The 19,896-nt window shown below is 43.6% G+C and carries 32 protein-coding genes and 1 pseudogene; 5 read left to right on the top strand and 28 right to left on the bottom strand.

Features of this window, described 5'->3' with window-relative positions:
* Nucleotides 1-17 precede the first annotated feature (17 nt).
* From ACE3PQ_RS07465 to ACE3PQ_RS07330, 28 genes and pseudogenes are all read right to left on the bottom strand, one after another.
* Nucleotides 18-1,025, bottom strand: a complete 1,008-nt coding sequence (locus tag ACE3PQ_RS07465; RefSeq protein ID WP_374296556.1) for a DNA-directed RNA polymerase subunit alpha — start codon at nucleotides 1,023-1,025, stop codon at nucleotides 18-20.
* Between the two features lie 16 nt (nucleotides 1,026-1,041).
* Nucleotides 1,042-1,668, bottom strand: coding sequence for a 30S ribosomal protein S4 (gene rpsD, locus ACE3PQ_RS07460; protein WP_241570204.1), 627 nt, complete (start codon nucleotides 1,666-1,668; stop codon nucleotides 1,042-1,044).
* 12 nt (nucleotides 1,669-1,680) lie between these two features.
* A complete protein-coding gene (gene rpsK, locus ACE3PQ_RS07455; RefSeq protein ID WP_004641037.1) occupies nucleotides 1,681-2,067 on the bottom strand; it encodes a 30S ribosomal protein S11 in 387 nt (128 codons plus the stop codon).
* 19 nt (nucleotides 2,068-2,086) lie between these two features.
* The gene (rpsM, locus tag ACE3PQ_RS07450; RefSeq protein ID WP_241570203.1) at nucleotides 2,087-2,443 is read right to left on the bottom strand and encodes a 30S ribosomal protein S13; all 357 of its coding nucleotides are present in this window, start codon (nucleotides 2,441-2,443) and stop codon (nucleotides 2,087-2,089) included.
* Between the two features lie 108 nt (nucleotides 2,444-2,551).
* Nucleotides 2,552-2,668, bottom strand: a complete 117-nt coding sequence (gene rpmJ / locus ACE3PQ_RS07445; protein ID WP_039619814.1) for a 50S ribosomal protein L36 — start codon at nucleotides 2,666-2,668, stop codon at nucleotides 2,552-2,554.
* A gap of 22 nt (nucleotides 2,669-2,690) precedes the next feature.
* A complete protein-coding gene (gene secY, locus ACE3PQ_RS07440) occupies nucleotides 2,691-4,037 on the bottom strand; it encodes a preprotein translocase subunit SecY (protein ID WP_241570245.1) in 1,347 nt (448 codons plus the stop codon).
* A gap of 12 nt (nucleotides 4,038-4,049) precedes the next feature.
* Complete coding sequence (gene rplO / locus ACE3PQ_RS07435) at nucleotides 4,050-4,490, bottom strand: 50S ribosomal protein L15 (protein ID WP_374296552.1); 441 nt, start codon at nucleotides 4,488-4,490, stop codon at nucleotides 4,050-4,052.
* Between the two features lie 3 nt (nucleotides 4,491-4,493).
* Complete coding sequence (gene rpmD / locus ACE3PQ_RS07430) at nucleotides 4,494-4,670, bottom strand: 50S ribosomal protein L30 (protein WP_374296550.1); 177 nt, start codon at nucleotides 4,668-4,670, stop codon at nucleotides 4,494-4,496.
* 5 nt (nucleotides 4,671-4,675) lie between these two features.
* Nucleotides 4,676-5,173, bottom strand: coding sequence for a 30S ribosomal protein S5 (gene rpsE / locus ACE3PQ_RS07425; RefSeq protein ID WP_241570201.1), 498 nt, complete (start codon nucleotides 5,171-5,173; stop codon nucleotides 4,676-4,678).
* A 2-nt stretch (nucleotides 5,174-5,175) separates the two neighbouring features.
* Nucleotides 5,176-5,526: a 50S ribosomal protein L18 gene (gene rplR / locus ACE3PQ_RS07420; protein ID WP_241570200.1), complete on the bottom strand. Its 351-nt coding sequence runs from the start codon at nucleotides 5,524-5,526 to the stop codon at nucleotides 5,176-5,178.
* Nucleotides 5,527-5,540: 14 nt separating this feature from the next.
* Complete coding sequence (rplF, locus tag ACE3PQ_RS07415; RefSeq protein ID WP_241570199.1) at nucleotides 5,541-6,074, bottom strand: 50S ribosomal protein L6; 534 nt, start codon at nucleotides 6,072-6,074, stop codon at nucleotides 5,541-5,543.
* A gap of 13 nt (nucleotides 6,075-6,087) precedes the next feature.
* Entirely contained in the window at nucleotides 6,088-6,483 is a 396-nt protein-coding gene (gene rpsH, locus ACE3PQ_RS07410) for a 30S ribosomal protein S8 (RefSeq protein WP_241570198.1), read from the bottom strand.
* Nucleotides 6,484-6,496: 13 nt separating this feature from the next.
* Nucleotides 6,497-6,802 (bottom strand): 30S ribosomal protein S14, encoded by a 306-nt coding sequence (gene rpsN / locus ACE3PQ_RS07405; protein WP_092616734.1) that lies wholly within the window; start codon nucleotides 6,800-6,802, stop codon nucleotides 6,497-6,499.
* Between the two features lie 9 nt (nucleotides 6,803-6,811).
* Complete coding sequence (gene rplE / locus ACE3PQ_RS07400; RefSeq protein ID WP_241570197.1) at nucleotides 6,812-7,348, bottom strand: 50S ribosomal protein L5; 537 nt, start codon at nucleotides 7,346-7,348, stop codon at nucleotides 6,812-6,814.
* A gap of 15 nt (nucleotides 7,349-7,363) precedes the next feature.
* Nucleotides 7,364-7,684, bottom strand: coding sequence for a 50S ribosomal protein L24 (gene rplX, locus ACE3PQ_RS07395; RefSeq protein WP_241570196.1), 321 nt, complete (start codon nucleotides 7,682-7,684; stop codon nucleotides 7,364-7,366).
* Nucleotides 7,685-7,693: 9 nt separating this feature from the next.
* Nucleotides 7,694-8,062 (bottom strand): 50S ribosomal protein L14, encoded by a 369-nt coding sequence (gene rplN / locus ACE3PQ_RS07390; protein ID WP_004725701.1) that lies wholly within the window; start codon nucleotides 8,060-8,062, stop codon nucleotides 7,694-7,696.
* 89 nt (nucleotides 8,063-8,151) lie between these two features.
* Nucleotides 8,152-8,409, bottom strand: coding sequence for a 30S ribosomal protein S17 (gene rpsQ, locus ACE3PQ_RS07385; RefSeq protein ID WP_374296545.1), 258 nt, complete (start codon nucleotides 8,407-8,409; stop codon nucleotides 8,152-8,154).
* Nucleotides 8,406-8,603 carry a 50S ribosomal protein L29 gene (gene rpmC, locus ACE3PQ_RS07380; RefSeq protein ID WP_092616722.1) on the bottom strand — a complete coding sequence of 66 codons (198 nt, stop codon included), beginning with the start codon at nucleotides 8,601-8,603 and terminating at the stop codon, nucleotides 8,406-8,408. The genes rpsQ and rpmC overlap by 4 nt, the downstream gene beginning before the upstream one ends.
* Nucleotides 8,603-9,016, bottom strand: coding sequence for a 50S ribosomal protein L16 (rplP, locus tag ACE3PQ_RS07375; RefSeq protein WP_092616719.1), 414 nt, complete (start codon nucleotides 9,014-9,016; stop codon nucleotides 8,603-8,605). Before rplP ends, rpmC begins: the two co-directional genes overlap by 1 nt.
* 3 nt (nucleotides 9,017-9,019) lie before the next feature.
* A complete protein-coding gene (rpsC, locus tag ACE3PQ_RS07370) occupies nucleotides 9,020-9,769 on the bottom strand; it encodes a 30S ribosomal protein S3 (protein ID WP_374296543.1) in 750 nt (249 codons plus the stop codon).
* A 1-nt stretch (nucleotide 9,770) separates the two neighbouring features.
* Entirely contained in the window at nucleotides 9,771-10,100 is a 330-nt protein-coding gene (gene rplV, locus ACE3PQ_RS07365) for a 50S ribosomal protein L22 (RefSeq protein ID WP_092616713.1), read from the bottom strand.
* 11 nt (nucleotides 10,101-10,111) lie between these two features.
* Nucleotides 10,112-10,387 (bottom strand): 30S ribosomal protein S19, encoded by a 276-nt coding sequence (rpsS, locus tag ACE3PQ_RS07360; RefSeq protein WP_004985338.1) that lies wholly within the window; start codon nucleotides 10,385-10,387, stop codon nucleotides 10,112-10,114.
* Between the two features lie 12 nt (nucleotides 10,388-10,399).
* The gene (gene rplB, locus ACE3PQ_RS07355; protein WP_241570194.1) at nucleotides 10,400-11,224 is read right to left on the bottom strand and encodes a 50S ribosomal protein L2; all 825 of its coding nucleotides are present in this window, start codon (nucleotides 11,222-11,224) and stop codon (nucleotides 10,400-10,402) included.
* Nucleotides 11,225-11,235: 11 nt separating this feature from the next.
* Nucleotides 11,236-11,568, bottom strand: a complete 333-nt coding sequence (gene rplW / locus ACE3PQ_RS07350; protein WP_374296540.1) for a 50S ribosomal protein L23 — start codon at nucleotides 11,566-11,568, stop codon at nucleotides 11,236-11,238.
* Nucleotides 11,565-12,167, bottom strand: a complete 603-nt coding sequence (gene rplD / locus ACE3PQ_RS07345) for a 50S ribosomal protein L4 (RefSeq protein ID WP_092616704.1) — start codon at nucleotides 12,165-12,167, stop codon at nucleotides 11,565-11,567. The genes rplW and rplD overlap by 4 nt, the downstream gene beginning before the upstream one ends.
* An 11-nt stretch (nucleotides 12,168-12,178) precedes the next feature.
* Nucleotides 12,179-12,817, bottom strand: coding sequence for a 50S ribosomal protein L3 (gene rplC, locus ACE3PQ_RS07340; RefSeq protein WP_092616701.1), 639 nt, complete (start codon nucleotides 12,815-12,817; stop codon nucleotides 12,179-12,181).
* 67 nt (nucleotides 12,818-12,884) lie between these two features.
* Entirely contained in the window at nucleotides 12,885-13,196 is a 312-nt protein-coding gene (rpsJ, locus tag ACE3PQ_RS07335; RefSeq protein WP_374296537.1) for a 30S ribosomal protein S10, read from the bottom strand.
* A 426-nt stretch (nucleotides 13,197-13,622) separates the two neighbouring features.
* A pseudogene (locus ACE3PQ_RS07330) lies at nucleotides 13,623-14,357 on the bottom strand (type 1 glutamine amidotransferase); the annotation flags it as partial.
* Between the two features lie 112 nt (nucleotides 14,358-14,469).
* Between ACE3PQ_RS07330 and ACE3PQ_RS07325 the strand changes: the two are divergent.
* The 5 genes from ACE3PQ_RS07325 (at nucleotide 14,470) to hmpA (ending at nucleotide 19,892) form a co-directional block, all read left to right on the top strand.
* On the top strand, nucleotides 14,470-15,714 hold the full coding sequence (locus tag ACE3PQ_RS07325) for a PLP-dependent transferase (protein WP_374296535.1): 1,245 nt from the start codon (nucleotides 14,470-14,472) through the stop codon (nucleotides 15,712-15,714).
* Between the two features lie 38 nt (nucleotides 15,715-15,752).
* Nucleotides 15,753-16,223: an AAC(3)-I family aminoglycoside N-acetyltransferase gene (locus tag ACE3PQ_RS07320; protein ID WP_374296533.1), complete on the top strand. Its 471-nt coding sequence runs from the start codon at nucleotides 15,753-15,755 to the stop codon at nucleotides 16,221-16,223.
* 83 nt (nucleotides 16,224-16,306) lie between these two features.
* On the top strand, nucleotides 16,307-16,753 hold the full coding sequence (locus ACE3PQ_RS07315) for an MOSC domain-containing protein (RefSeq protein ID WP_374296532.1): 447 nt from the start codon (nucleotides 16,307-16,309) through the stop codon (nucleotides 16,751-16,753).
* A gap of 138 nt (nucleotides 16,754-16,891) precedes the next feature.
* The gene (locus ACE3PQ_RS07310; protein WP_374296530.1) at nucleotides 16,892-18,475 is read left to right on the top strand and encodes a helicase HerA-like domain-containing protein; all 1,584 of its coding nucleotides are present in this window, start codon (nucleotides 16,892-16,894) and stop codon (nucleotides 18,473-18,475) included.
* Between the two features lie 202 nt (nucleotides 18,476-18,677).
* On the top strand, nucleotides 18,678-19,892 hold the full coding sequence (hmpA, locus tag ACE3PQ_RS07305) for an NO-inducible flavohemoprotein (protein WP_374296583.1): 1,215 nt from the start codon (nucleotides 18,678-18,680) through the stop codon (nucleotides 19,890-19,892).
* Nucleotides 19,893-19,896: the final 4 nt, after the last annotated feature.

Raw genomic sequence — 19,896 nt, 5'->3', positions numbered from 1 at the left:
TGAATAGTCCTACTCAATTAACGGCTACGATAGGCAAAACGATCGTCCATACGCAAACTAGCTGGTGGCCAGTTTTCTAAGCGCATGCCGAGTTGTAAGCCTTTAGAAGCCAACACATCTTTAATCTCAGTCAACGATTTCTTACCTAAGTTAGGAGTTTTCAACAACTCAACTTCGGTGCGTTGAACAAGATCACCAATGTAGTAAATATTTTCTGCTTTCAAACAGTTCGCCGAACGAACAGTAAGCTCCAAATCATCCACTGGACGAAGTAAGATCGGATCGACCTCTTCACGTGGTTCTTGTGCAACAGGTGCTTGATCTTTTTGCAAATCAACAAAATTCGCGTTTTGTTGTTGCAAAATGGTCGCTGCCTTACGAATCGCTTCTTCAGGATCAACAGTACCATTGGTTTCAAGATCAATAACTAGCTTATCCAAGTCAGTACGTTGTTCTACACGCGCACTTTCGACGGTGTATGACACACGAGTAATTGGACTATAGCTTGCATCAAGCTGTAAACGACCCACTGGACGAGTTTCACCTTCAGGGAAACGCGCATCAGATGGCTCATAACCACGACCTTGAGCAACTTTTAGTCGCATTTTTAAATGACCATTAGCACTCAAAGTACCCAATACATGTTCAGGATTTGCAACTTCAACATTATGTGGCAAACGAAGATCAGCTGCAGTGACTTCTCCAGCGCCTTGTTTGTCTAATGTTAAATATGCTTCGCTCTGATCGAACAGTTTAATTGACAACCCTTTTAGATTCAGCAAGAGCTCGACGATATCCTGCTGCAAGCCTTCTAAGGTACTGTACTCATGCTCGACACCTTCTATTTCCACCTCTACCACAGCAGCGCCAGGTAGAGAAGACAATAGAATGCGACGCAAAGCATTACCAAGAGTGTGACCGAAACCACGCTCTAAAGGCTCAAGAATTACTTTTGCCGAGGTTCCTGTAACCGCATCGACTTTGATCGCTTGCGGAGTAAGGAACTCGTTTGCAGTACGCGTCATATTGCCACCTCAAGGATTATTTAGAATACAATTCTACAATCAAGCTTTCATTAATTTCAGCAGATAGATCAGCGCGATCTGGTGCAGATTTAAACGTGCCTTCCAATTTAGAGTGATCTACATCAACCCACTCTGGAATACCACGTTGAGTCGCTAATTCAATTGCGTTTTTAATACGCAACTGTTGTTTAGCGCCTTCATGCACAGCAATCACATCACCTGCTTTCACTTGAATTGATGCAATATTTACACGGCGACCATTCAAAGTAATGCTACGGTGAGAAACTAACTGACGAGCTTCTGCACGAGTAGAACCAAAGCCCATACGATAAACAACGTTATCTAAACGGCTTTCAAGGAGTTTCAACAAGTTTTCACCAGTTGCACCTTTTACACGAGCAGCTTCTTTATAGTAATTACTAAATTGACGCTCTAAAACACCGTACATACGACGTACTTTTTGTTTTTCACGTAATTGTAGTGAATACTCAGATTGCTTACTGCCACGAGCCCCGCCATGTTGACCAGGCGCTTTAGCATGTTTTTTAGTTTTGACGTCAAAAGGCTTAACGCCAGATTTAAGTTGCAGGTCTGTCCCTTCGCGGCGAGAGAGTTTGCATTTAGGACCAATATAACGAGCCATGAATGTTTCTCCTTACACGCGACGTTTTTTAGGTGGACGGCAACCGTTGTGAGGAATTGGGGTCACATCGGTAATGCTGTTAATCTTATAACCCACTGCACCTAATGCACGAACCGCAGATTCACGACCTGGACCAGGACCTTTTACAAGGACGTCCAAGTTTTTCAAACCGTAGTCCAAAGCTGCTTTGCCAGCAACTTCAGCCGCTACCTGAGCAGCAAACGGAGTTGATTTACGTGATCCACGGAAGCCTTGTCCACCAGAGGTAGCCCAAGCCAATGCATTACCTTGACGATCGGTAATCGTTACAATGGTGTTATTAAAAGACGCGTGAATGTGTGCAACACCTTCAGAGACGGTACGAGAGACCTTCTTGCGTGTGCGAGTATCTTTAGCCATCTTTTAGCTTCCAAAAATCTTACTTTTTAATCGGTTTGCGCGGACCTTTACGGGTACGTGCGTTAGTTTTGGTGCGTTGACCACGGACAGGCAAGCTGCGACGATGACGAAGGCCGCGGTAGCAACCTAAATCCATTAAACGTTTAATGTTCATGGAAATTTCACGACGTAAATCACCTTCGGTAGGAACCTTAGCAATTTCCGAGCGAATCGCATCTAGCTGAGCGTCATCCAATTCACGAATCTTCGTTGTTTGAGCGATACCCACAGCAGCCAAGATATTCTTAGCAGTGTGAAGACCAACACCAAAGATATACGTAAGAGAGATAACAGCATGCTTGTTATCCGGAATGTTTACACCGGCAATACGAGCCATTGACTTTTCTCCAACAAGGCACTCGTGATAATGAGCCGCCCCACAAAAATCTTGAGGGGCGGATATTAACCCAAAAAACCTAATAAATCAACAGGTCTAAGATTAAGATTAACCTTGACGTTGTTTATGACGAGGCTCTGCGCTACAAATTACGCGAATCACCCCATTACGACGGATAACTTTACAGTTACCACAAATTTTTTTCACTGAAGCTTGAACTTTCATGATAAACCTCTATTGCTCCAACTTATGGTTGAGCGGTCGATTTTTTCATCAATGTTTGATTATCATATTGATGCGATGTTAAATGAGCTTGTAGCTGTGCCATGAAATCCATCACGACAACCACAACAATCAGCAACGATGTACCACCCAAATAAAATGGCACACCGAAAGAGCTTTGTAGCACCATCGGCATCAAACAGATGATGGTCATATAGATCGCACCAATGAAGGTCAAACGATTAAGAATATGATCTAAATACCGTGACGTCTGTTCACCTGGGCGAATACCTGGTACATATGCACCACTACGTTTTAGATTCTCAGCAACTTCTTTAGGACTAAATACCAAAGCGGTATAGAAGTAACAGAAGAAGATAATTAAAGCACCGAACAGAATTAAGTATAACGGCTGTCCAGGTGACAAAACTAATGCCAAATCTTGTAAAGCACGTTTAATAATACCAGCATCTGGATCATTACTTCCCACCCATTGACCCAAACTTGCAGGGAACAATAGCAGCGAGCTTGCAAAGATCGCAGGAATCACACCCGCCATATTAATCTTTAATGGCAAATGTGTTTGCTGTGCAGTAAAGACACGACGACCTTGCTGCTTTTGTGCATAGTTCACTGGGACACGACGTTGTGCTTTTTCGATAAAGACAATGGCCGCCAAAACGATCAAAGACAATACCGCAAACACTAATATCGCAATCAAACTACTCTGTCCGCTTTCAACAGATGAGAAAGTTTGCATCACCAATGTTGGTAAACCTGCAACAATACCTGCAAAGATAATCATCGAGATACCATTACCTACACCACGCTCAGTAATTTGCTCACCCAACCACATCAAAAACATGGTACCTGCAACCAAAGAGGTCACAGCAGGAACATAAAATGCTAAGCCTGTAGATAACGTAATCCCTTGACTAATCAAACCAGCACACATACCGACTGACTGAACCAGTGCAAGTAATAATGTACCCTGACGAGTATATTGTTGGATTTTACGTTTACCTTGCTCACCTTCTTTCTTTAATGCTTCTAATGAAGGCACGACAGAAGACATGAGCTGCACAATGATCGATGCCGAAATATACGGCATGATCCCAAGCGCAAGAATCGACATACGCTCTAACGCACCACCAGAGAACATATTAAACATACCAAGGATAGTTCCTTGGTTTGCATTAAATAAATTCTCTAGTGCAGCATTATTAATACCAGGTACAGGTATATGCGCTCCTAGTCGAAACACCAATAATGCTCCAACAAGGAACATCAATCGGTTAATAATTTCACGATACTTCACATAAAAAGGTTGCCCTTTTTGCAAATGTACGTGACCAGAAGAACTAGGAGACATAGACACCGACGATTACTCCTCGACTTTACCGCCAGCTGCTTCAATTGCAGCCTTCGCACCTTTAGTCAATGCAACACCTTGAATAGTGAATGCACGAGCAACATCACCAGAAAGTACAATACGAGCACGCAACATATCTTTACGTACTACGTTCGCAGCTTTCAAAGTGTCTAGTGAAACGATATCACCTTCAACTTTAGCAAGCTCAGACAAACGTACTTCAGCTGTTTTTAATGCGATTTGGCTAGTAAAACCAAATTTTGGCAAACGACGATACAACGCTGTTTGACCACCTTCGAAACCTGGGCGAACGCCACCACTTTTACGTGATTTTTGACCTTTCACACCACGACCACCCGTTTTACCGACACCAGAGCCGATACCACGACCAACACGAAGGTTTTCGCGCTTTGCACCTTCTGCAGGTGCAAGTTCATTCAAACGCAGAGTCATGGCTTATTCCTCTACACTGACCATATAGTAAACTTTATTGACCATGCCACGGTTAGAAGGAGTATCAACAACTTCTACAGTATGACCAATGCGACGCAGACCTAAACCTTGTAGGCAAAGTTTGTGATTTTTCAAACGATGCGCTGATGATTTAGTCTGGGTAACTTTAATCGTTTTCATGATTATTACCCTTGAATTTCTTCTACTGATTTACCACGTTTCGCAGCGACTTTCTCAGGAGAAGTCATGTCACGCAAACCATTAAAAGTTGCGTTTACTACGTTAGCGGCATTTGTAGAGCCATAACATTTCGCAAGTACGTTATGTACACCCGCTGCTTCTAAAACAGCACGCATTGCGCCACCAGCAATTACGCCAGTACCTTCAGATGCAGGTTGCATGTACACACGGCTTGCACCATGACGCGCATTCACAGGATGTTGTAAAGTTGTGCCTTTTAGGTCAACTGTAATCATGTTGCGACGAGCAGCTTCAAGTGCTTTTTGAATAGCAGCTGGAACTTCACGTGCTTTACCACGACCAAAACCTACGCGACCGTTACCATCACCTACAACAGTTAATGCTGTGAAAGAGAAGATACGACCACCTTTAACCACTTTGGCTACACGATCAACGGCAACCAGCTTTTCAACAAGACCTTCGTTTTGTTCAACTTTAGCCATGATTAGAACTCCAAGCCGTTTTCACGAGCAGCATCAGCCAAGGCTTTGATACGACCATGAAATTTAAAACCAGAACGGTCAAATGCAACTTTTGTTACGCCAGCAGCTTTCGCACGCTCAGCGATCAATGCACCAACTTTAGTTGCAGCATCAACGTTACCCGTAGTACCACTACGCAAAGTTGCATCTAAAGTAGAAGCTTGCGCCAATACTTTACCACCATCTGCAGAGATAACTTGCGCATAAATGTGACGCGGTGTGCGGTTTACACACAAACGAGTCGCACCCAATGCACGAATGTGCAAGCGTGTGCTTTTTGCACGACGCAAGCGGGATTGTTTCTTTTCGTTCATAAGAACCTCGCGCCTTATTTCTTCTTAGCTTCTTTACGAAGTACAACTTCGTCAGAATAACGCACACCTTTACCTTTATAAGGCTCTGGCGGACGATAGCCACGGATTTCAGAAGCAACTTGACCTAATAATTGCTTATTTGCAGACTTCAAAATAATTTCAGTCGCAGTAGGTGTTTCAGCTGTCACACCTTCAGGCAAGTTGTAATCGATTGGATGAGAAAAACCAAGGCTAAGGTTAACTACATTACCTTTCACCGCAGCTTTATAACCAACACCGATTAGTTGTAATTTACGTTCAAAACCGTCACTTACACCCTTCACAAGGTTGTTTAATACAGCGCGAGCAGTACCAGCTTGCATCCAAGCGTCTTTCGACTCTTGCTTAGGAGCAATTTGAAGTTGACCTTCTTCCTGTTTTAGCTCGACCAGCGCATGCAGGTTGAGAGACAACGTACCTTTGCTGCCTTTCACTTCGACCTGCCGGCCGTTCTGAGTAACTGTTACACCATTTGGTACAGTTACTGGGGCTTTAGCCACACGAGACATGAGGAATCACCTATTAAGATACAAAAGCAAGGACTTCACCACCAACACCAGCAGCACGAGCCGCACGGTCAGTCATGACACCTTTGCTTGTAGAAACAATTGCAACACCCAAACCTTGCTTAACGCTCGGCAAGCTATCTTTATTGCGATATTGGCGTAGACCTGGACGGCTTACACGCTTAATGCTTTCGATAACTGGTTTGCCTTCAAAATATTTTAAGGTAATCGTCAATGTCGCTTTAGCACCTTCTTCAGATACTTCAACGCCAGAAACATAACCTTCTTGCTCTAGAACGTTTGCAATTGAAACCTTCAATTTAGAGCTTGGCATAGCAACAGTTGCTTTATTTGCCATTTGTGCGTTACGAACACGTGTTAGCATGTCGGCAACGGTATCTTGCATACTCATTTATAGTCGCTCCTTACCAGCTTGCCTTAACAACGCCTGGGACATCACCCTGCATCACGGTATCACGCAATTTGTTACGGCTTAGACCGAACTTGCGGAAATAACCATGTGGACGACCAGTCAAACCACAACGGTTACGCAGACGCACTGGAGATGCATTACGTGGTAATGCTTGAAATTTCATCATCGCTTCAAAACGCTCTTCTTCAGACGCGTTTACGTTTGCAATGATTGCTTTTAATTCAGCACGTTTTGCAGCGTATTTAGCGACTGTTTTCTCACGTTTTAATTCGCGATTAATCATACCTTTCTTAGCCATATCGACCTCTTATTTGAACGGGAAGCCGAATGCACGCATAAGCGCACGGCCTTCGTCATCGGTGCGAGCAGTCGTAGTAACGGTAATATCCATACCACGAATACGATCAATCTTATCGAAATCGATTTCAGGGAAAACGATTTGCTCTTTCAAACCCATTGAGTAATTACCACGACCATCAAATGATTTCGATGAGAAACCACGGAAGTCACGGATACGAGGGATTGCAATAGAGATCAAGCGATCTAAGAATTCATACATTTGGTCGCCACGCAATGTAACTTTACATCCGATTGGCCAACCATCACGAATTTTAAAACCTGCGATTGATTTACGTGCAAGCGTCACTACTGGTTTTTGACCAGCAATTAACGTCATGTCTGCTACAGCACCATCTAATAACTTCTTATCAGTTGCAGCTGCACCAACACCCATGTTTAGAGTGATTTTTGTGATGCGAGGAATCTCCATCACATTCTTAATGCCTAGCTCTTCTTTAAGCTTAGCTTTAAGTTCGTCGTTATAACGAGTTTTAAGTCTGGCCATTGCCCTATCAACCTATTACTTCGCCGCCGCCACTGCTTCACCATTTGACTTGTAAACACGAGTTTTCGTGCCTTCTGCATCAACTTGGTAACCAATACGGTCAGCCTTTTGGGTTGTAGCATTAAAAATTGCCACATTAGAGATATGAAGCGAAGCCTCTTGAGTAACGATACCGCCTTCAGCGCCTGTTACACGGTTTGGCTTTTGATGCTTCTTCACCAAGTTAAGGCCTTCGACCTTAACACGATCTTCTGAAATAGACAGAACAGTACCCTGTTTGCCTTTTTCTTTACCAGCGATCACGATCACTTGATCGCCTTTTTTGATTTTAGCCATGACTGTCTCTTATAGAACTTCTGGAGCCAATGAAATGATTTTCATGAACTGCTCTGTACGAAGCTCACGAGTCACTGGTCCGAAAATACGAGTTGCAATCGGTGCTTTGTTATTGTTCAAAATCACCGCAGCATTGTCATCAAAACGGATCACTGAACCATCTGGACGACGAATACCAAATTTGGTACGAACAACAACAGCATTCATTACGTCGCCTTTTTTAACACGGCCACGTGGAATTGCTTCTTTTACTGTTACTTTAATAATATCGCCAACAGAAGCGTAACGTCGATGCGAGCCACCAAGTACTTTAATACATTGTACGCGGCGTGCACCACTGTTATCTGCTACGTCGAGCATACTTTCGGTTTGAATCATTGCCCTACTCCAAAACCGAGCATCACTGGCTCATTCGAAAGGCGTAAATCCTACTCGAAATTAACCAATGATGCAACAAGAACGTTGAATTACTCAGCAGCTGCTTCAACCACTTCCACTAAAGTACAAGACTTAGTTTTAGAAATTGGGCGGCTTTCTTTGATGGTCACAAGATCACCTAACTTAGCGGTATTGTTCTCATCATGAGCATGTAACTTAGTTGAACGGCGGATTGATTTGCCATACAACGGGTGTTGAACACGACGTTCGATAAGCACAACAATAGACTTATCCATTTTGTCGCTTACAACTTTACCCGTTAAAGTGCGAACTGTATTCTCACTCATTGTCCGTTCCCCTGTTTTTCGGTAAGGAGTGTCTTGATGCGTGCGATCGCCTTACGAGCAATTTGCACTTCGTGCGTTTTGCCCAATTGACCAGTCGCTTTCGCCATGCGAAGACGGAATTGGTTTAGCTGTTGCTCATCAAGCAAAGCTTTCAACTCTTCTACCGATTTTTCACGTAGATCTTTAGTATTCATTACATTACCGTCCGAGTTACGATAGTGGTTTTAAACGGGAGCTTAGCAGCTGCAAGCGTAAATGCTTCACGTGCCAACTCATCGTTCACACCTTCCATTTCGTACAGGATCTTACCTGGCTTGATTTGGCAAACCCAGTATTCAACAGAACCTTTACCTTTACCCATACGAACTTCTAATGGTTTTTCAGTAATTGGTTTATCTGGGAATACACGGATGTAAATCTTACCACCACGTTTTACACGACGGCTAATCGTACGACGCGCTGCTTCGATCTGACGCGCAGTCATTTGACCACGCTCAGTCGCTTTCAATGCGATCGTACCGAATGATACTGTACTACCACGATGCGCTAGACCAGTGTTACGGCCTTTGTGCACTTTACGGAATTTGGTACGTTTAGGTTGCAACATGGATTATTCTCCCTTGTCTGCACGGTCTGAACGACGACCACGACGTTCTTGACCTTCACCACGACCACGACCACGTTTAGCTGGACGCTCTTCAGCAGGTGCTGGGTTCATGACTTGCTTCATGCCACCCAAGATTTCACCACGGAAAATCCAAACTTTAACACCGATCGTACCGTAAGTTGTTTCTGCACGGAAAGTAGAGTAGTCGATGTCCGCACGAAGTGTATGCAAAGGCACACGACCTTCACGATACCATTCAGTACGTGCAATCTCTGCACCACCTAAACGACCAGAAACTTCTACCTTGATACCTTTCGCACCAGCACGCATAGTGTTTTGTACCGCACGCTTCATAGCACGACGGAACATTACGCGCTTTTCGAGTTGTGAAGCGATCGCTTCAGCAACCAAACGTGCGTCTAAGTCAGGGCGATCAATTTCATGAATGCTTACTTGCGCAGGAACACCCATAATAGATGTTAATTCGCGTTGTAATTTCTCAATGTCTTCGCCTTTTTTACCGATCACGATACCAGGACGAGCAGTGCTAATGGTTACCTTAGCAGCACCTGTTGGACGTTCGATAAGAATTTTGCTGACCATCGCACTCTTAAGTTTTTTATTCAAAAACTCACGAACTTGAAGATCTTTAAGCAAATATTCAGCGTATTGTTTCGGGCTCGCATACCAGTTGGCGTTATGACGCTTCACAACACCTAGGCGGATACCGATTGGATGAACCTTCTGACCCATATCAAACTCCTACCTTAACAGTGATGTGACAGGTACGCTTAGTGATACGATCCGCACGACCTTTTGCACGTGGCATGATGCGTTTAAGGCTCATACCTTCGTCAACGAAGATCGTTGTTACTTTGAGATCATCAACATCTAAGCTGTTGTTGTGTTCAGCATTGGCGATCGCAGATTCGAGTGCTTTTTTGACTAACACAGCAGCTTTTTTGTTGCTGAAGCTCAAAATATCGAGTGCGCGCGCAACTGACTTACCACGGATAAGATCAGCAACTAAACGTGCTTTTTGTGCCGAGATAGCGGCACCGCGTAATTTTGCAGTTACTTCCATCATGACACCTATTAACGTTTAGATTTCTTGTCAACACCGTGACCACGATAGGTACGGGTTGGCGCGAATTCACCAAGTTTATGTCCAACCATGTGCTCAGTAATAATTACTGGAACGTGGTTACGACCATTATGAACAGAGATTGTTAAACCAACAAAATCTGGGAGGATCATCGAACGACGTGACCATGTCTTGATCGGCTTGCGGTTGTTCGCAGCGACTGCAGCTTCAACCTTAGCAAACAAGTGTGCGTCGACGAATGGACCTTTTTTTAATGAACGAGGCATTAGTTAGATTCCTTACTTGACGCGACGATCGCGAATAATCATCTTAGTCGTACGCTTATTGGTACGAGTCTTGTACCCTTTCGCTTTTTGACCCCACGGGCTTACAGGTTGAATACCTTTGTTACGCCCTTCACCACCACCATGTGGATGGTCAACTGGGTTCATCGCCATACCACGAACGGTAGGACGAACACCACGCCAGCGCGATGCACCAGCTTTACCCAATGAACGAAGGTTGCTTTCTGAGTTAGATACTTCACCTAACACAGCACGGCACTCAACATGCACTTTACGCATTTCACCTGAACGCAGACGAATAATTGCGTAAATACCATCACGACCCAACAACTGTGCTGAAGTACCAGCAGAACGCATCAACTGTGCACCCTTACCGATTTTAAGCTCGATGTTATGAATCGTAGAACCGATTGGCATATTGCGAAGTGGCAAACAGTTACCTGGACGAATTGGTGCATCGTTACCAGATTGAACTTTATCACCTGCACGCAAACCTTTCGGCGCAATGATATAGCGACGCTCACCATCAGCATATTTTAACAATGCGATGTGCGCTGTACGGTTAGGATCGTATTCGATACGCTCAACAACCGCTGGAATGCTATCTTTATTACGTTTGAAGTCTACAATACGGTACTGTTGCTTATGACCACCACCAACGTGACGAGTCGTGATGTGACCGTTGTTGTTACGACCACCAGTACGTTTTTTAGCTTCAGTCAACGCTGCAAACGGCTTTCCTTTGTGAAGGTGGTTATGCACCACTTTTTCCACAAAGCGACGCCCTGGAGACGTTGGCTTACATTTTTGAATTGGCATTATTTTCGTCCTTATTCCGCTGCGTTGCTAGTAGCGTCAGCAGTGGTATCGCCCAAGTCAGCCATTTCTACATCTTGGCCAGCTTTCAGGGTGACGTATGCTTTTTTCACATCAGAACGACGTCCTAATGTTTTACCAAAGCGTTTAGTTTTACCTTTAGTGATCGTTGTGTTTACTTTCACAACCTGAACACCAAAGAGTTGTTCAACCGCTTTTTTGATTTCAAGTTTAGTTGCATTAATATCAACTTTGAACACTTGAACACCAGCAGTATCGCCTAAAACTTGTGCTTTTTCTGAGAATACAGGTCCACGGAGGACTTGATAGATACGTTCGTTGTTCATCCGAGTTCTACCTCAATTTTCTTCGCAGCAGCAACAGACATAACAACTTTATCAAATGCGATCAAGCTTACTGGATCGATTGCAGTTGCGTCGACCACATCAACGTGTGGAATGTTGCGAGCAGCTAGGTAAAGATTCTCATCAACAGCATCAGTTACGATTAATGCACGGCTTGCATTCAAGTCATTCAACTTAGAAATAAGCTCTTTGGTTTTTGGTGCAGATACTTGAATATCTTCAACCAATACCAAACGATCTTGGCGAACAAGTTCAGCCAAAATACATTGCATCGCACCACGATACATTTTACGGTTCACTTTTTGTGACCAATCTTGTGGGCGAGCAGCAAAAGTTTTACCACCACCTACCCAGATCGGGCTACGAATAGAACCAGCACGAGCACGACCAGTACCTTTTTGACGGAATGGCTTTTTACCACCGCCAGATACGTCTGCACGTGATTTTTGTGCACGAGAACCTTGACGACCACCAGCTAAGTAAGCTGTGACAACTTGGTGTACAAGCGCTTCGTTAAACTCACGACCGAAAGCAACTTCAGACAATTCAACCGCAGAGCCGGAAACAGTTTTTAAATTCACTTTATTTCCCCTCAAGCCTTGATGGTAGGACGTACGATAACGTCACCGCCAGTTGAACCAGGAATAGCACCTTTAACAACAAGAACTGAACGTTCTGCATCAATAGATACCACTTCAAGACCTTGCACAGTTACGCGTTCATCACCTAAGTGACCAGCCATTTTCTTGCCTTTGAATACGCGACCAGGTGTTTGGTTTTGACCTGTAGAACCCAAAACACGGTGAGATACAGAGTTACCATGAGTTGCATCTTGCGTACGGAAATTCCAACGCTTAACACCACCTTGGAAACCTTTACCTTTCGACTGACCTGTTACGTCAACTACTTGACCAACTTCAAACAGATCAACACCGATAGTTCCACCAACTTCGCGACCTTCAAGTTCCGCTTCAGTTACACGAAACTCTTTCACAAGACGACCAGCAGCTACACCAGCTTTTGCAAAGTGACCTTTCTGAGCGCTCGTTACGCGAGATTCGCGACGTTCACCAGTAGTCACTTGAATCGCCTGATAACCATCAGTTTCAAGTGTTTTGATTTGTGTAATACGGTTAGGATCGACTTCGATCACTGTGACTGGCACAGAGACGCCGGCTTCAGTGAAGATGCGGGTCATACCGCACTTGCGACCGACTAGACCAATAGCCATGTGTGTAAACCTCTTAAAATACAGCTGATTAAATCTTTCTATAAATCGATTTAATCATCCGAAAGCCTTATCCCAATGCGATCTGAACGTCTACACCAGCCGCAAGATCCAATTTCATCAATGCATCAACAGTTTTATCTGTCGGCTGAATGATGTCGATCAAACGTTTGTAGGTGCGGATTTCGTACTGATCACGTGCATCTTTGTTCACGTGAGGTGAAGTCAAAACGTTAAAGCGTTCAATGCGTGTAGGCATTGGAATCGGACCACACACTTGTGCGCCCGTACGCTTAGCAGTTTCCACGATCTCTTGAGAAGATTGATCAATCAGACGATGATCAAAAGACTTAAGACGGATACGGATTCTCTGGTTAGACATACCAGTAAACTCCAAGCTTAAAATATAAAGAATCACCCATGACGCACCTCACCTTTTGGGTAAGTGTCAAGGGCAGTGAATATCACTAAGGTCGTGATCGATGCCACGACTGTCACGATAAATTGACCATCAACATTTAAATTAAAGAAATAAATCAATAATTTAAACCAGATCAACTCATCTTCGAAATTCGAAGGTCGCTCATTATATCCATGTCCCCCCTGCAAAGCAAGGCAAACAAACGAATATTTTTTAATCTATCTCGGATTTTCTAGTCTTAATTTTTATGATTAGCTTTAATAAGTTGACCTGCTGCTCAATTCCAATTTTCTTTTAGAGCAAATTACTTTAAGCGATCACAGTTTGCCCTTTTAAATAATCCGCCGATAAACCTTGTTTCAATTGATTTTGCAATGACATACTATTTGCCAATACATAATCAATCGCTTGATTCAGTAAGGTATTACCACTTTGAAATTTATTTAAAGCACGCTTTGCAAGCGCTTGTTTCAACTGCGACCGCACATCGGGAACCTGCTCTACGAACAATTCGACCTCTTGCTCATTTTCTATCAGATTTTTTAATGCCAATTGTGTGATCTCAGGGTGAAATTGAAATCCAATGACATTATTTCCAATTTGAAAAGCCTGATTGCTACACACTGTATTTTCTGCCAAGCGTTTCGCGCCATGCGGTAAGGCAAAAGTTTCACCATGCCACTGCATGATTTCACATAGCTCAGGCATCACAAAACAATCGATCGGATACGGATTGACCGCCTGTATCGCCGTCCAACCGATTTCACGCTGTGGATTTTGAGTCACGCTTGCACCCAAAGCACTGGCGATCAACTGCCCACCCAAGCAAAGACCAATCACAGGCTTACCACTGGCGATATAACGACGCAACCAACGCTTCTCGATCACAAGCCACGGATACGTTGCTTCATCATTGACGCTCATCGTACCACCCATAATGATCAGCAAATCCACATCCTCGATATTCGGCAAGGCCTCGATATCCAACTTATATTCGATTGGTAGTGCAAAAAACTCTGTGGCGCTGATCTTGGCATTTTTACTTTTTAAGTAATTTTCACAGCTCCCAAATCCTTCACCAGCAATATGCTGAAAATAATGCACTCGCAGTTGCGTTGTCATGTCGTTATTCCATTGTTTGACGATTTACAATTGAATTGCAAAATTAAAGCCAAGCCCTCGTTAAAATATGAAAAAATGATATTTATTCACATTTCGTTATCATTTATTAACAATGTCAGAGCACGCAAAACATACCAATTCAGACACTTCAACTCAGCAACTTCACTTGCAAACAGCGCTGAGCCAACCCATTCGCCAAGCGCCACAATATATTCACACGGTACAGACGCCGATCTATCGTGCTTCAACTATTATTTTCAAAGATACCGATGCACTGAACAATCGCCACTGGTCAGACGATTATGATTATAGTTATGGCACGCACGGCACGCCGACGACCTACAATCTCGCTGATCAAATTGCGCACATTGAAGGTGCAAAATATTGTCTGCTTGCACCAAGTGGATTGTCTGCGATCAATTTGGTCAATAGCGCACTGTTAAATACTGGCGATGAAGTGTGGATTCCTGACAATATTTATAGCCCAAACCATGATCATCTCGTTTCCTTACAGCAGAAATATGGTGTGGTGTTAAAATTCTATAGTCCAACCGACGTAGATAGTATTCAATTTAGCGAAGAGTCAAAATTGCTGTGGATCGAGGTTGCAGGTTCGATTACTTTAGAATTTCCTGACTTAGCCACACTGATTATAAAAGCCAAAGCGCATGGTGTAATGACAGCACTGGATAATACGTGGGGCGCAGGTTTAGCGTTTCAGCCGTTTGCGATAAATCACTCACACAATAACGATGAAAAGCTTGCGGTCGACATCAGCGTGCATGCCTTAACCAAATACCCAAGTGGCGGCGGCGATATGCTCATGGGCAGTATTTGCACCATCGATAAAAAGTTACATCTTGAATTACTACGTATGCACGCCTTACAAGGCATTGCCGTATCGGGTGATGATTGCGCTCAAGTCAGCCGAAGTGTCAGCCACATGGCACTGCGCTATCAACAGCACCATCAAAATACGCTGAAACTAATTCCATTTTTACAATCTCGTGCTGAATTTGCTCAAGTACTACACCCAAGTATCGAATCTCATGCAGGACATCAACATTGGCAAGAGATTTGTCAGAATGGTTTAGGAGCAGGGATTGTCAGTGTGATTTTTAAAGCAGAATATCAGCTTGAGCAGATTCAGCAATTTTGCAATGCCTTACAGCTATTCCACCTCGGCTTTAGTTGGGGAGGACCGACCAGTTTGGTGATGTATTATGATCTTAAAGCGATTCGCAAATTGCCAACACCACATTTGCAAGACGGTTGGTTGGTGCGATTCTGCATTGGGCTCGAACATGCAGATGATTTAATCAGGGATATTGAACAAGCTTTAAAGGCTATTCGATAAACACCTTGCCCCTATATATATTTTCTAAGGAGATTTTCGTGAGTATAACTTTTCAAGCACTGAATCAACATGACATCAGCCTCACGCATGCATTATTAAAACTTTTTGGTGAAGTTTTCGATGATATGGACACCTATACTCAAAAAACCCCTAGCACAAGCTACCTACAAAAACTGCTAAGTAGTCACGCATTCATTGCACTGGTCGCACTTGATAATAATGAAGTTGTGGGTGGACTCGCAGCCTATGAGTTACATAAACTTGAACAGGAGCGTAGTGAAATCTACATCTATGACCTCGCTGTATCAAAACAACATCGTCGTAGAGGTATAGCCACAAAATTGATCAATCACTTAAAAACAATTGCAGCGATAAGAGGTGCTTATGTAATTTTCGTTCAGTCTGATCAAGCGCTTGAAGATGAACCAGCGATCGCACTCTACAGCAAAATTGGTATTCGAGAAGATGTATTGCACTTCGATATACCCGTCCATCGATCCAACACATAAGAATGATCATAATTTCCAAGGTGTCGAAAACATCAACTGAAATCAAGTAACCGCTTAGAAAGATGTCATCACTGGAGCAACACATGAGCAACGTCACACCAAACCACTTACCCATCACCTGTGGAAAAGTCACTCGCATTCAAATCGGCGAAGCTGATCAAGTGAGTATGAATGAGTCGAATGTCTGTGTTGGTGATATTTATCAAATCGGCACGGTGAAAATGCAAGTCACTCGCCCTCGTAAACCATGTTGGAAAATTGATGCGCAGTTAAATAGTCATGGTATTGCCAAATTTCTTTTGGATGAGGGCTGTATCGGTTGGTACTACCGCATTGTGCAAAATGGGCATTTCAAACTCGATGATGAATGTCAGTTAATCGAACGCCCTCAACCTAATGCGACGTTAAGCTCGTTGTGGCACACCTTTAACCACATCAAAGACAGCAATGATCCACAGCTGCAATATTGGCTAAATAATGAGTATTTGGTGCAAAGTTTTAAATCTTCTCTGCAAAAACGTGCACGTTAAGACAGAACAATTACACTTTATTTAATCGAGAACCAATTCACGGTTTGGCTTTATCAAAATGGCTACATTGAAATGCCTTTTTCAAACTTTTTGAATATGTTATGTTTTGCTCAATTCGCCTTTTTATGAGCATCACCAATGAGCCAAGCCTTAACCATCGCCAAAAAAACAACAGATACCACGCAAAATATTGATCTCCTTTCCAAATTTGCCAACCGTCATGGCTTGATCGCAGGCGCAACAGGTACAGGGAAAACCGTAACCTTAAAAGTCCTAGCGGAGAATTTTTCTCGGATCGGCGTACCCGTATTTCTTGCCGATGCAAAAGGTGATGTATCCAGTATCGCCAAAGCAGGCTCAACCAGTCCGAAATTTGAAGAACGCTTACAACTACTTGGCATTGACAGCGTGCCTTTCGCAGGTTGTCCGACCACGTTTTGGGATTTGTTTGGCGAACAAGGGCATCCTATTCGCACCACGGTGTCTGAGATTGGACCACTTCTCCTTGCGCAAATGCTCAATCTAAATGATACCCAAGAAGGCGTCCTCTCAGCAGTGTTCCGTGTGGCTGATGATCAAGGTATGTTGCTGATTGATTTTAAAGATTTAAAGTCGATCCTGACTTATGTCAGTGAAAATGCGTCTGAGCTTAAAGCAGAATATGGCAACCTCTCTCCTGCCAGTCTTGGCGCAATTCAACGCAATTTGTTAGCACTTGGTGATCAAGGTGGTGAAGGCTTCTTCGGTGAGCCAAGTCTGAATATCATGGATTTTATCCAAACTGATGCCAATGGTATGGGCTATATCAACTTGCTCGCTGCCGATAAGTTGATGAATACACCAAAGCTCTATGCGACATTCTTACTGTGGATGTTGTCCGAACTGTTCGAGCAATTGCCTGAAGTCGGTGATATGGACAAACCGAAATTAGCCTTCTTCTTTGATGAGGCGCATTTACTATTTGACAATGCCAGCCCTGCGCTCCAAGAGAAAATTGAACAAGTGGTACGTTTGATTCGTTCTAAAGGCGTTGGGATTTACTTCGTGACACAAAGTCCACTAGATATTCCTGAAAGTGTGTTGGGTCAACTGGGTAATCGTGTACAACATGCACTGCGTGCCTTTACACCAAAAGATCAAAAAGCAGTAAAAACCGCTGCCGATACTTTCCGTGCCAATCCAGAATTTGAAGTCGCTGATGCGATCACTCAGCTTGGCGTGGGTGAAGCCCTGATTAGCTGTCTTGATGCGCAAGGTACACCGCAAATCGTCGAGCGTGGTTGGGTGATGCCTCCGTACTCGGCGTTCAACCCGATCACCACAGAAGAGCGCAAAGCATTTATAGCGGATAGCATCGTTGCAGGTGTCTATGAGCAGATGGTCGATCGTGAAAGTGCTTATGAACTCTTAAACAAAAAAGTGGCGGAGCTAGAACAACAAAAAGTCGCTGATGCCCAAGCCGCTGAGAATGCAAAAGCACAGGAAGCATTGGCAAAGCAACAAGCCAAAGAACAAGCTGCTTTGGAGAAACAACAAGCCCGTGAACAAGAACGCATCGCCAAAGAACAGCAAAAAGAAGCGGAACGCTCAGCGAAGCAACGTGAAAAGTTGATTCAAGACACTGTGGGTACTTTTGCAAAAAGTGCAGCACGTAGCTTAGGTGGACGCACTGGGCAAAAAATCATGCGCGGGATTCTCGGGTCGATTTTTGGGCGGAAATAATTAGAAGCAATCATTAAGACAGATCATAAAATGCCTTTGCATAACAACGCACAAAGGCATTTTCATATTTAATATCAATTTAAACAAAAACTTAAGTTAATAATATAGTTGCCACAAAAAGATATATTGCAAATACACCTTTAAAGATGTATTTTAAATATATCTTTTAGTCCACCAACCCAAAAAAGAGCCAACGATCATGATTACTGAAAGCCAAAAAGACCTCGTCAAAGCCACAGTTCCTGTTCTACGTGAAAGTGGCGTAGCCCTCACCTCCTATTTTTACAATCGCATGCTCACCAACAATCCTGAGCTGAAAGAAACCTTCAATATGGGACATCAGCGCAGTGGCGCACAAGCGCAAGCCCTCGCAGGTGCAGTGCTGGCTTATGCTGAAAATATTGATGATCCGTCTGTCCTTGCCCCGGTGATTGAACTCATTGCGCACAAACATGTCAGCCTGAATATTCAATCACCTGATTATGCCATTGTTGGTGAGAATTTATTGCATTCCATTAGTGAAGTTTTGAGTATTTCAATGGACGATCCGTTGATTGAAGCTTGGGGTGTTGCGTACGGTCAGCTTGCCGATGTGTTTATCAATGCAGAAAAAGCCATTTATGAACAACATCAGCAAACCAAAGGCAGTTGGCTCGGTTGGAGAAGCTTTAAGATTGCGAAAAAAGTGCAAGAAAGCAGTGAAATTACCTCTTTTTATCTGAAGCCAAGTGATGATGGCGACCTACCAACACATCAGGCAGGGCAATATATTTCGGTACGTGTTTTGGTCGAAGAGTTGGGCTTGAAGCAACCACGTCAGTACACATTATCTGATAATCCACAGCAGGATTATTTACGTATCTCTGTAAAACGTGAAGATGAAAAAGGCGATCTCGCAGGTGGCTGGGTATCGAATACACTGCATGGTCTAGCGGAAGGCGCTGAAATCGAAGTGTCTGCACCAACTGGTAACTTCTTCTTATTTGATAAAGATCGTCCAAATGTGTTGATCAGTGGCGGAGTTGGGCTTACACCGATGATTTCCATGCTCAATCATTTGGCAAGCTTAGATATGCCTGAATCCGTATATTTCTACCATGCTTGTCGCAATGGTAAAGTGCATGCGATGAAGTCACATGTGCAAGAATTGAATGCAAAATTTCCACAGCTTACTCATTTAGTGGCTTATGAGTTTCCTGAAACACATGATCAACTTGGTCAGGACTATGACATTGCAGGTCGCTTAGATTTAAGTGCACTCTCTGATGATCAATTGCCTAAAGATGCAGATTATTATCTTTGTGGTCCAATGCCGTTTATGGCTGAACAACAGAAAGCGCTCGTAGCTCGTGGAATTCCTGCCGAGAATATCCATAGCGAAGCCTTTGGTACTGGTGGTGTAAAACTCAGCGCATAACACT

This window comes from Acinetobacter sp. (assembly GCF_041911495.1).
Taxonomy (GTDB): Bacteria; Pseudomonadota; Gammaproteobacteria; order Pseudomonadales; family Moraxellaceae; genus Acinetobacter.
The sequence above is the reverse complement of the archived record's forward strand: the minus strand, read 5'-3'. Positions and strand labels throughout refer to the sequence as shown.

Excerpts from the sequence above, each read along its gene's own strand:
- ACE3PQ_RS07465 (WP_374296556.1), bottom strand. The coding sequence starts at position 1,025 with ATGACGCGTACTGCAAACGAGTTCCTTACTCCGCAAGCGATCAAAGTC.
- rpsD (WP_241570204.1), bottom strand. The coding sequence starts at position 1,668 with ATGGCTCGTTATATTGGTCCTAAATGCAAACTCTCTCGCCGCGAAGGG.
- rpsK (WP_004641037.1), bottom strand. The coding sequence starts at position 2,067 with ATGGCTAAAGATACTCGCACACGCAAGAAGGTCTCTCGTACCGTCTCT.
- rpsM (WP_241570203.1), bottom strand. The coding sequence starts at position 2,443 with ATGGCTCGTATTGCCGGTGTAAACATTCCGGATAACAAGCATGCTGTT.
- rpmJ (WP_039619814.1), bottom strand. The coding sequence starts at position 2,668 with ATGAAAGTTCAAGCTTCAGTGAAAAAAATTTGTGGTAACTGTAAAGTT.
- secY (WP_241570245.1), bottom strand. The coding sequence starts at position 4,037 with ATGTCTCCTAGTTCTTCTGGTCACGTACATTTGCAAAAAGGGCAACCT.
- rplO (WP_374296552.1), bottom strand. The coding sequence starts at position 4,490 with ATGACTCTGCGTTTGAATGAACTTGCACCTGCAGAAGGTGCAAAGCGC.
- rpmD (WP_374296550.1), bottom strand. The coding sequence starts at position 4,670 with ATGAAAACGATTAAAGTTACCCAGACTAAATCATCAGCGCATCGTTTG.
- rpsE (WP_241570201.1), bottom strand. The coding sequence starts at position 5,173 with ATGGCTAAAGTTGAACAAAACGAAGGTCTTGTTGAAAAGCTGGTTGCC.
- rplR (WP_241570200.1), bottom strand. The coding sequence starts at position 5,526 with ATGAACGAAAAGAAACAATCCCGCTTGCGTCGTGCAAAAAGCACACGC.
- rplF (WP_241570199.1), bottom strand. The coding sequence starts at position 6,074 with ATGTCTCGTGTGGCTAAAGCCCCAGTAACTGTACCAAATGGTGTAACA.
- rpsH (WP_241570198.1), bottom strand. The coding sequence starts at position 6,483 with ATGAGTATGCAAGATACCGTTGCCGACATGCTAACACGTGTTCGTAAC.
- rpsN (WP_092616734.1), bottom strand. The coding sequence starts at position 6,802 with ATGGCTAAGAAAGGTATGATTAATCGCGAATTAAAACGTGAGAAAACA.
- rplE (WP_241570197.1), bottom strand. The coding sequence starts at position 7,348 with ATGGCCAGACTTAAAACTCGTTATAACGACGAACTTAAAGCTAAGCTT.
- rplX (WP_241570196.1), bottom strand. The coding sequence starts at position 7,684 with ATGGCTAAAATCAAAAAAGGCGATCAAGTGATCGTGATCGCTGGTAAA.
- rplN (WP_004725701.1), bottom strand. The coding sequence starts at position 8,062 with ATGATTCAAACCGAAAGTATGCTCGACGTAGCAGATAACAGTGGTGCA.
- rpsQ (WP_374296545.1), bottom strand. The coding sequence starts at position 8,409 with ATGAGTGAGAATACAGTTCGCACTTTAACGGGTAAAGTTGTAAGCGAC.
- rpmC (WP_092616722.1), bottom strand. The coding sequence starts at position 8,603 with ATGAATACTAAAGATCTACGTGAAAAATCGGTAGAAGAGTTGAAAGCT.
- rplP (WP_092616719.1), bottom strand. The coding sequence starts at position 9,016 with ATGTTGCAACCTAAACGTACCAAATTCCGTAAAGTGCACAAAGGCCGT.
- rpsC (WP_374296543.1), bottom strand. The coding sequence starts at position 9,769 with ATGGGTCAGAAGGTTCATCCAATCGGTATCCGCCTAGGTGTTGTGAAG.
- rplV (WP_092616713.1), bottom strand. The coding sequence starts at position 10,100 with ATGGAAGTAACTGCAAAATTACGCGGTGCCGCTATCTCGGCACAAAAA.
- rpsS (WP_004985338.1), bottom strand. The coding sequence starts at position 10,387 with ATGCCTCGTTCATTAAAAAAAGGTCCATTCGTCGACGCACACTTGTTT.
- rplB (WP_241570194.1), bottom strand. The coding sequence starts at position 11,224 with ATGCCAATTCAAAAATGTAAGCCAACGTCTCCAGGGCGTCGCTTTGTG.
- rplW (WP_374296540.1), bottom strand. The coding sequence starts at position 11,568 with ATGAACAACGAACGTATCTATCAAGTCCTCCGTGGACCTGTATTCTCA.
- rplC (WP_092616701.1), bottom strand. The coding sequence starts at position 12,817 with ATGGCTATTGGTCTAGTCGGTCGCAAGTGCGGTATGACCCGCATCTTC.
- rpsJ (WP_374296537.1), bottom strand. The coding sequence starts at position 13,196 with ATGTCTAACCAGAGAATCCGTATCCGTCTTAAGTCTTTTGATCATCGT.
- ACE3PQ_RS07325 (WP_374296535.1), top strand. The coding sequence starts at position 14,470 with ATGTCAGAGCACGCAAAACATACCAATTCAGACACTTCAACTCAGCAA.
- ACE3PQ_RS07315 (WP_374296532.1), top strand. The coding sequence starts at position 16,307 with ATGAGCAACGTCACACCAAACCACTTACCCATCACCTGTGGAAAAGTC.
- ACE3PQ_RS07310 (WP_374296530.1), top strand. The coding sequence starts at position 16,892 with ATGAGCCAAGCCTTAACCATCGCCAAAAAAACAACAGATACCACGCAA.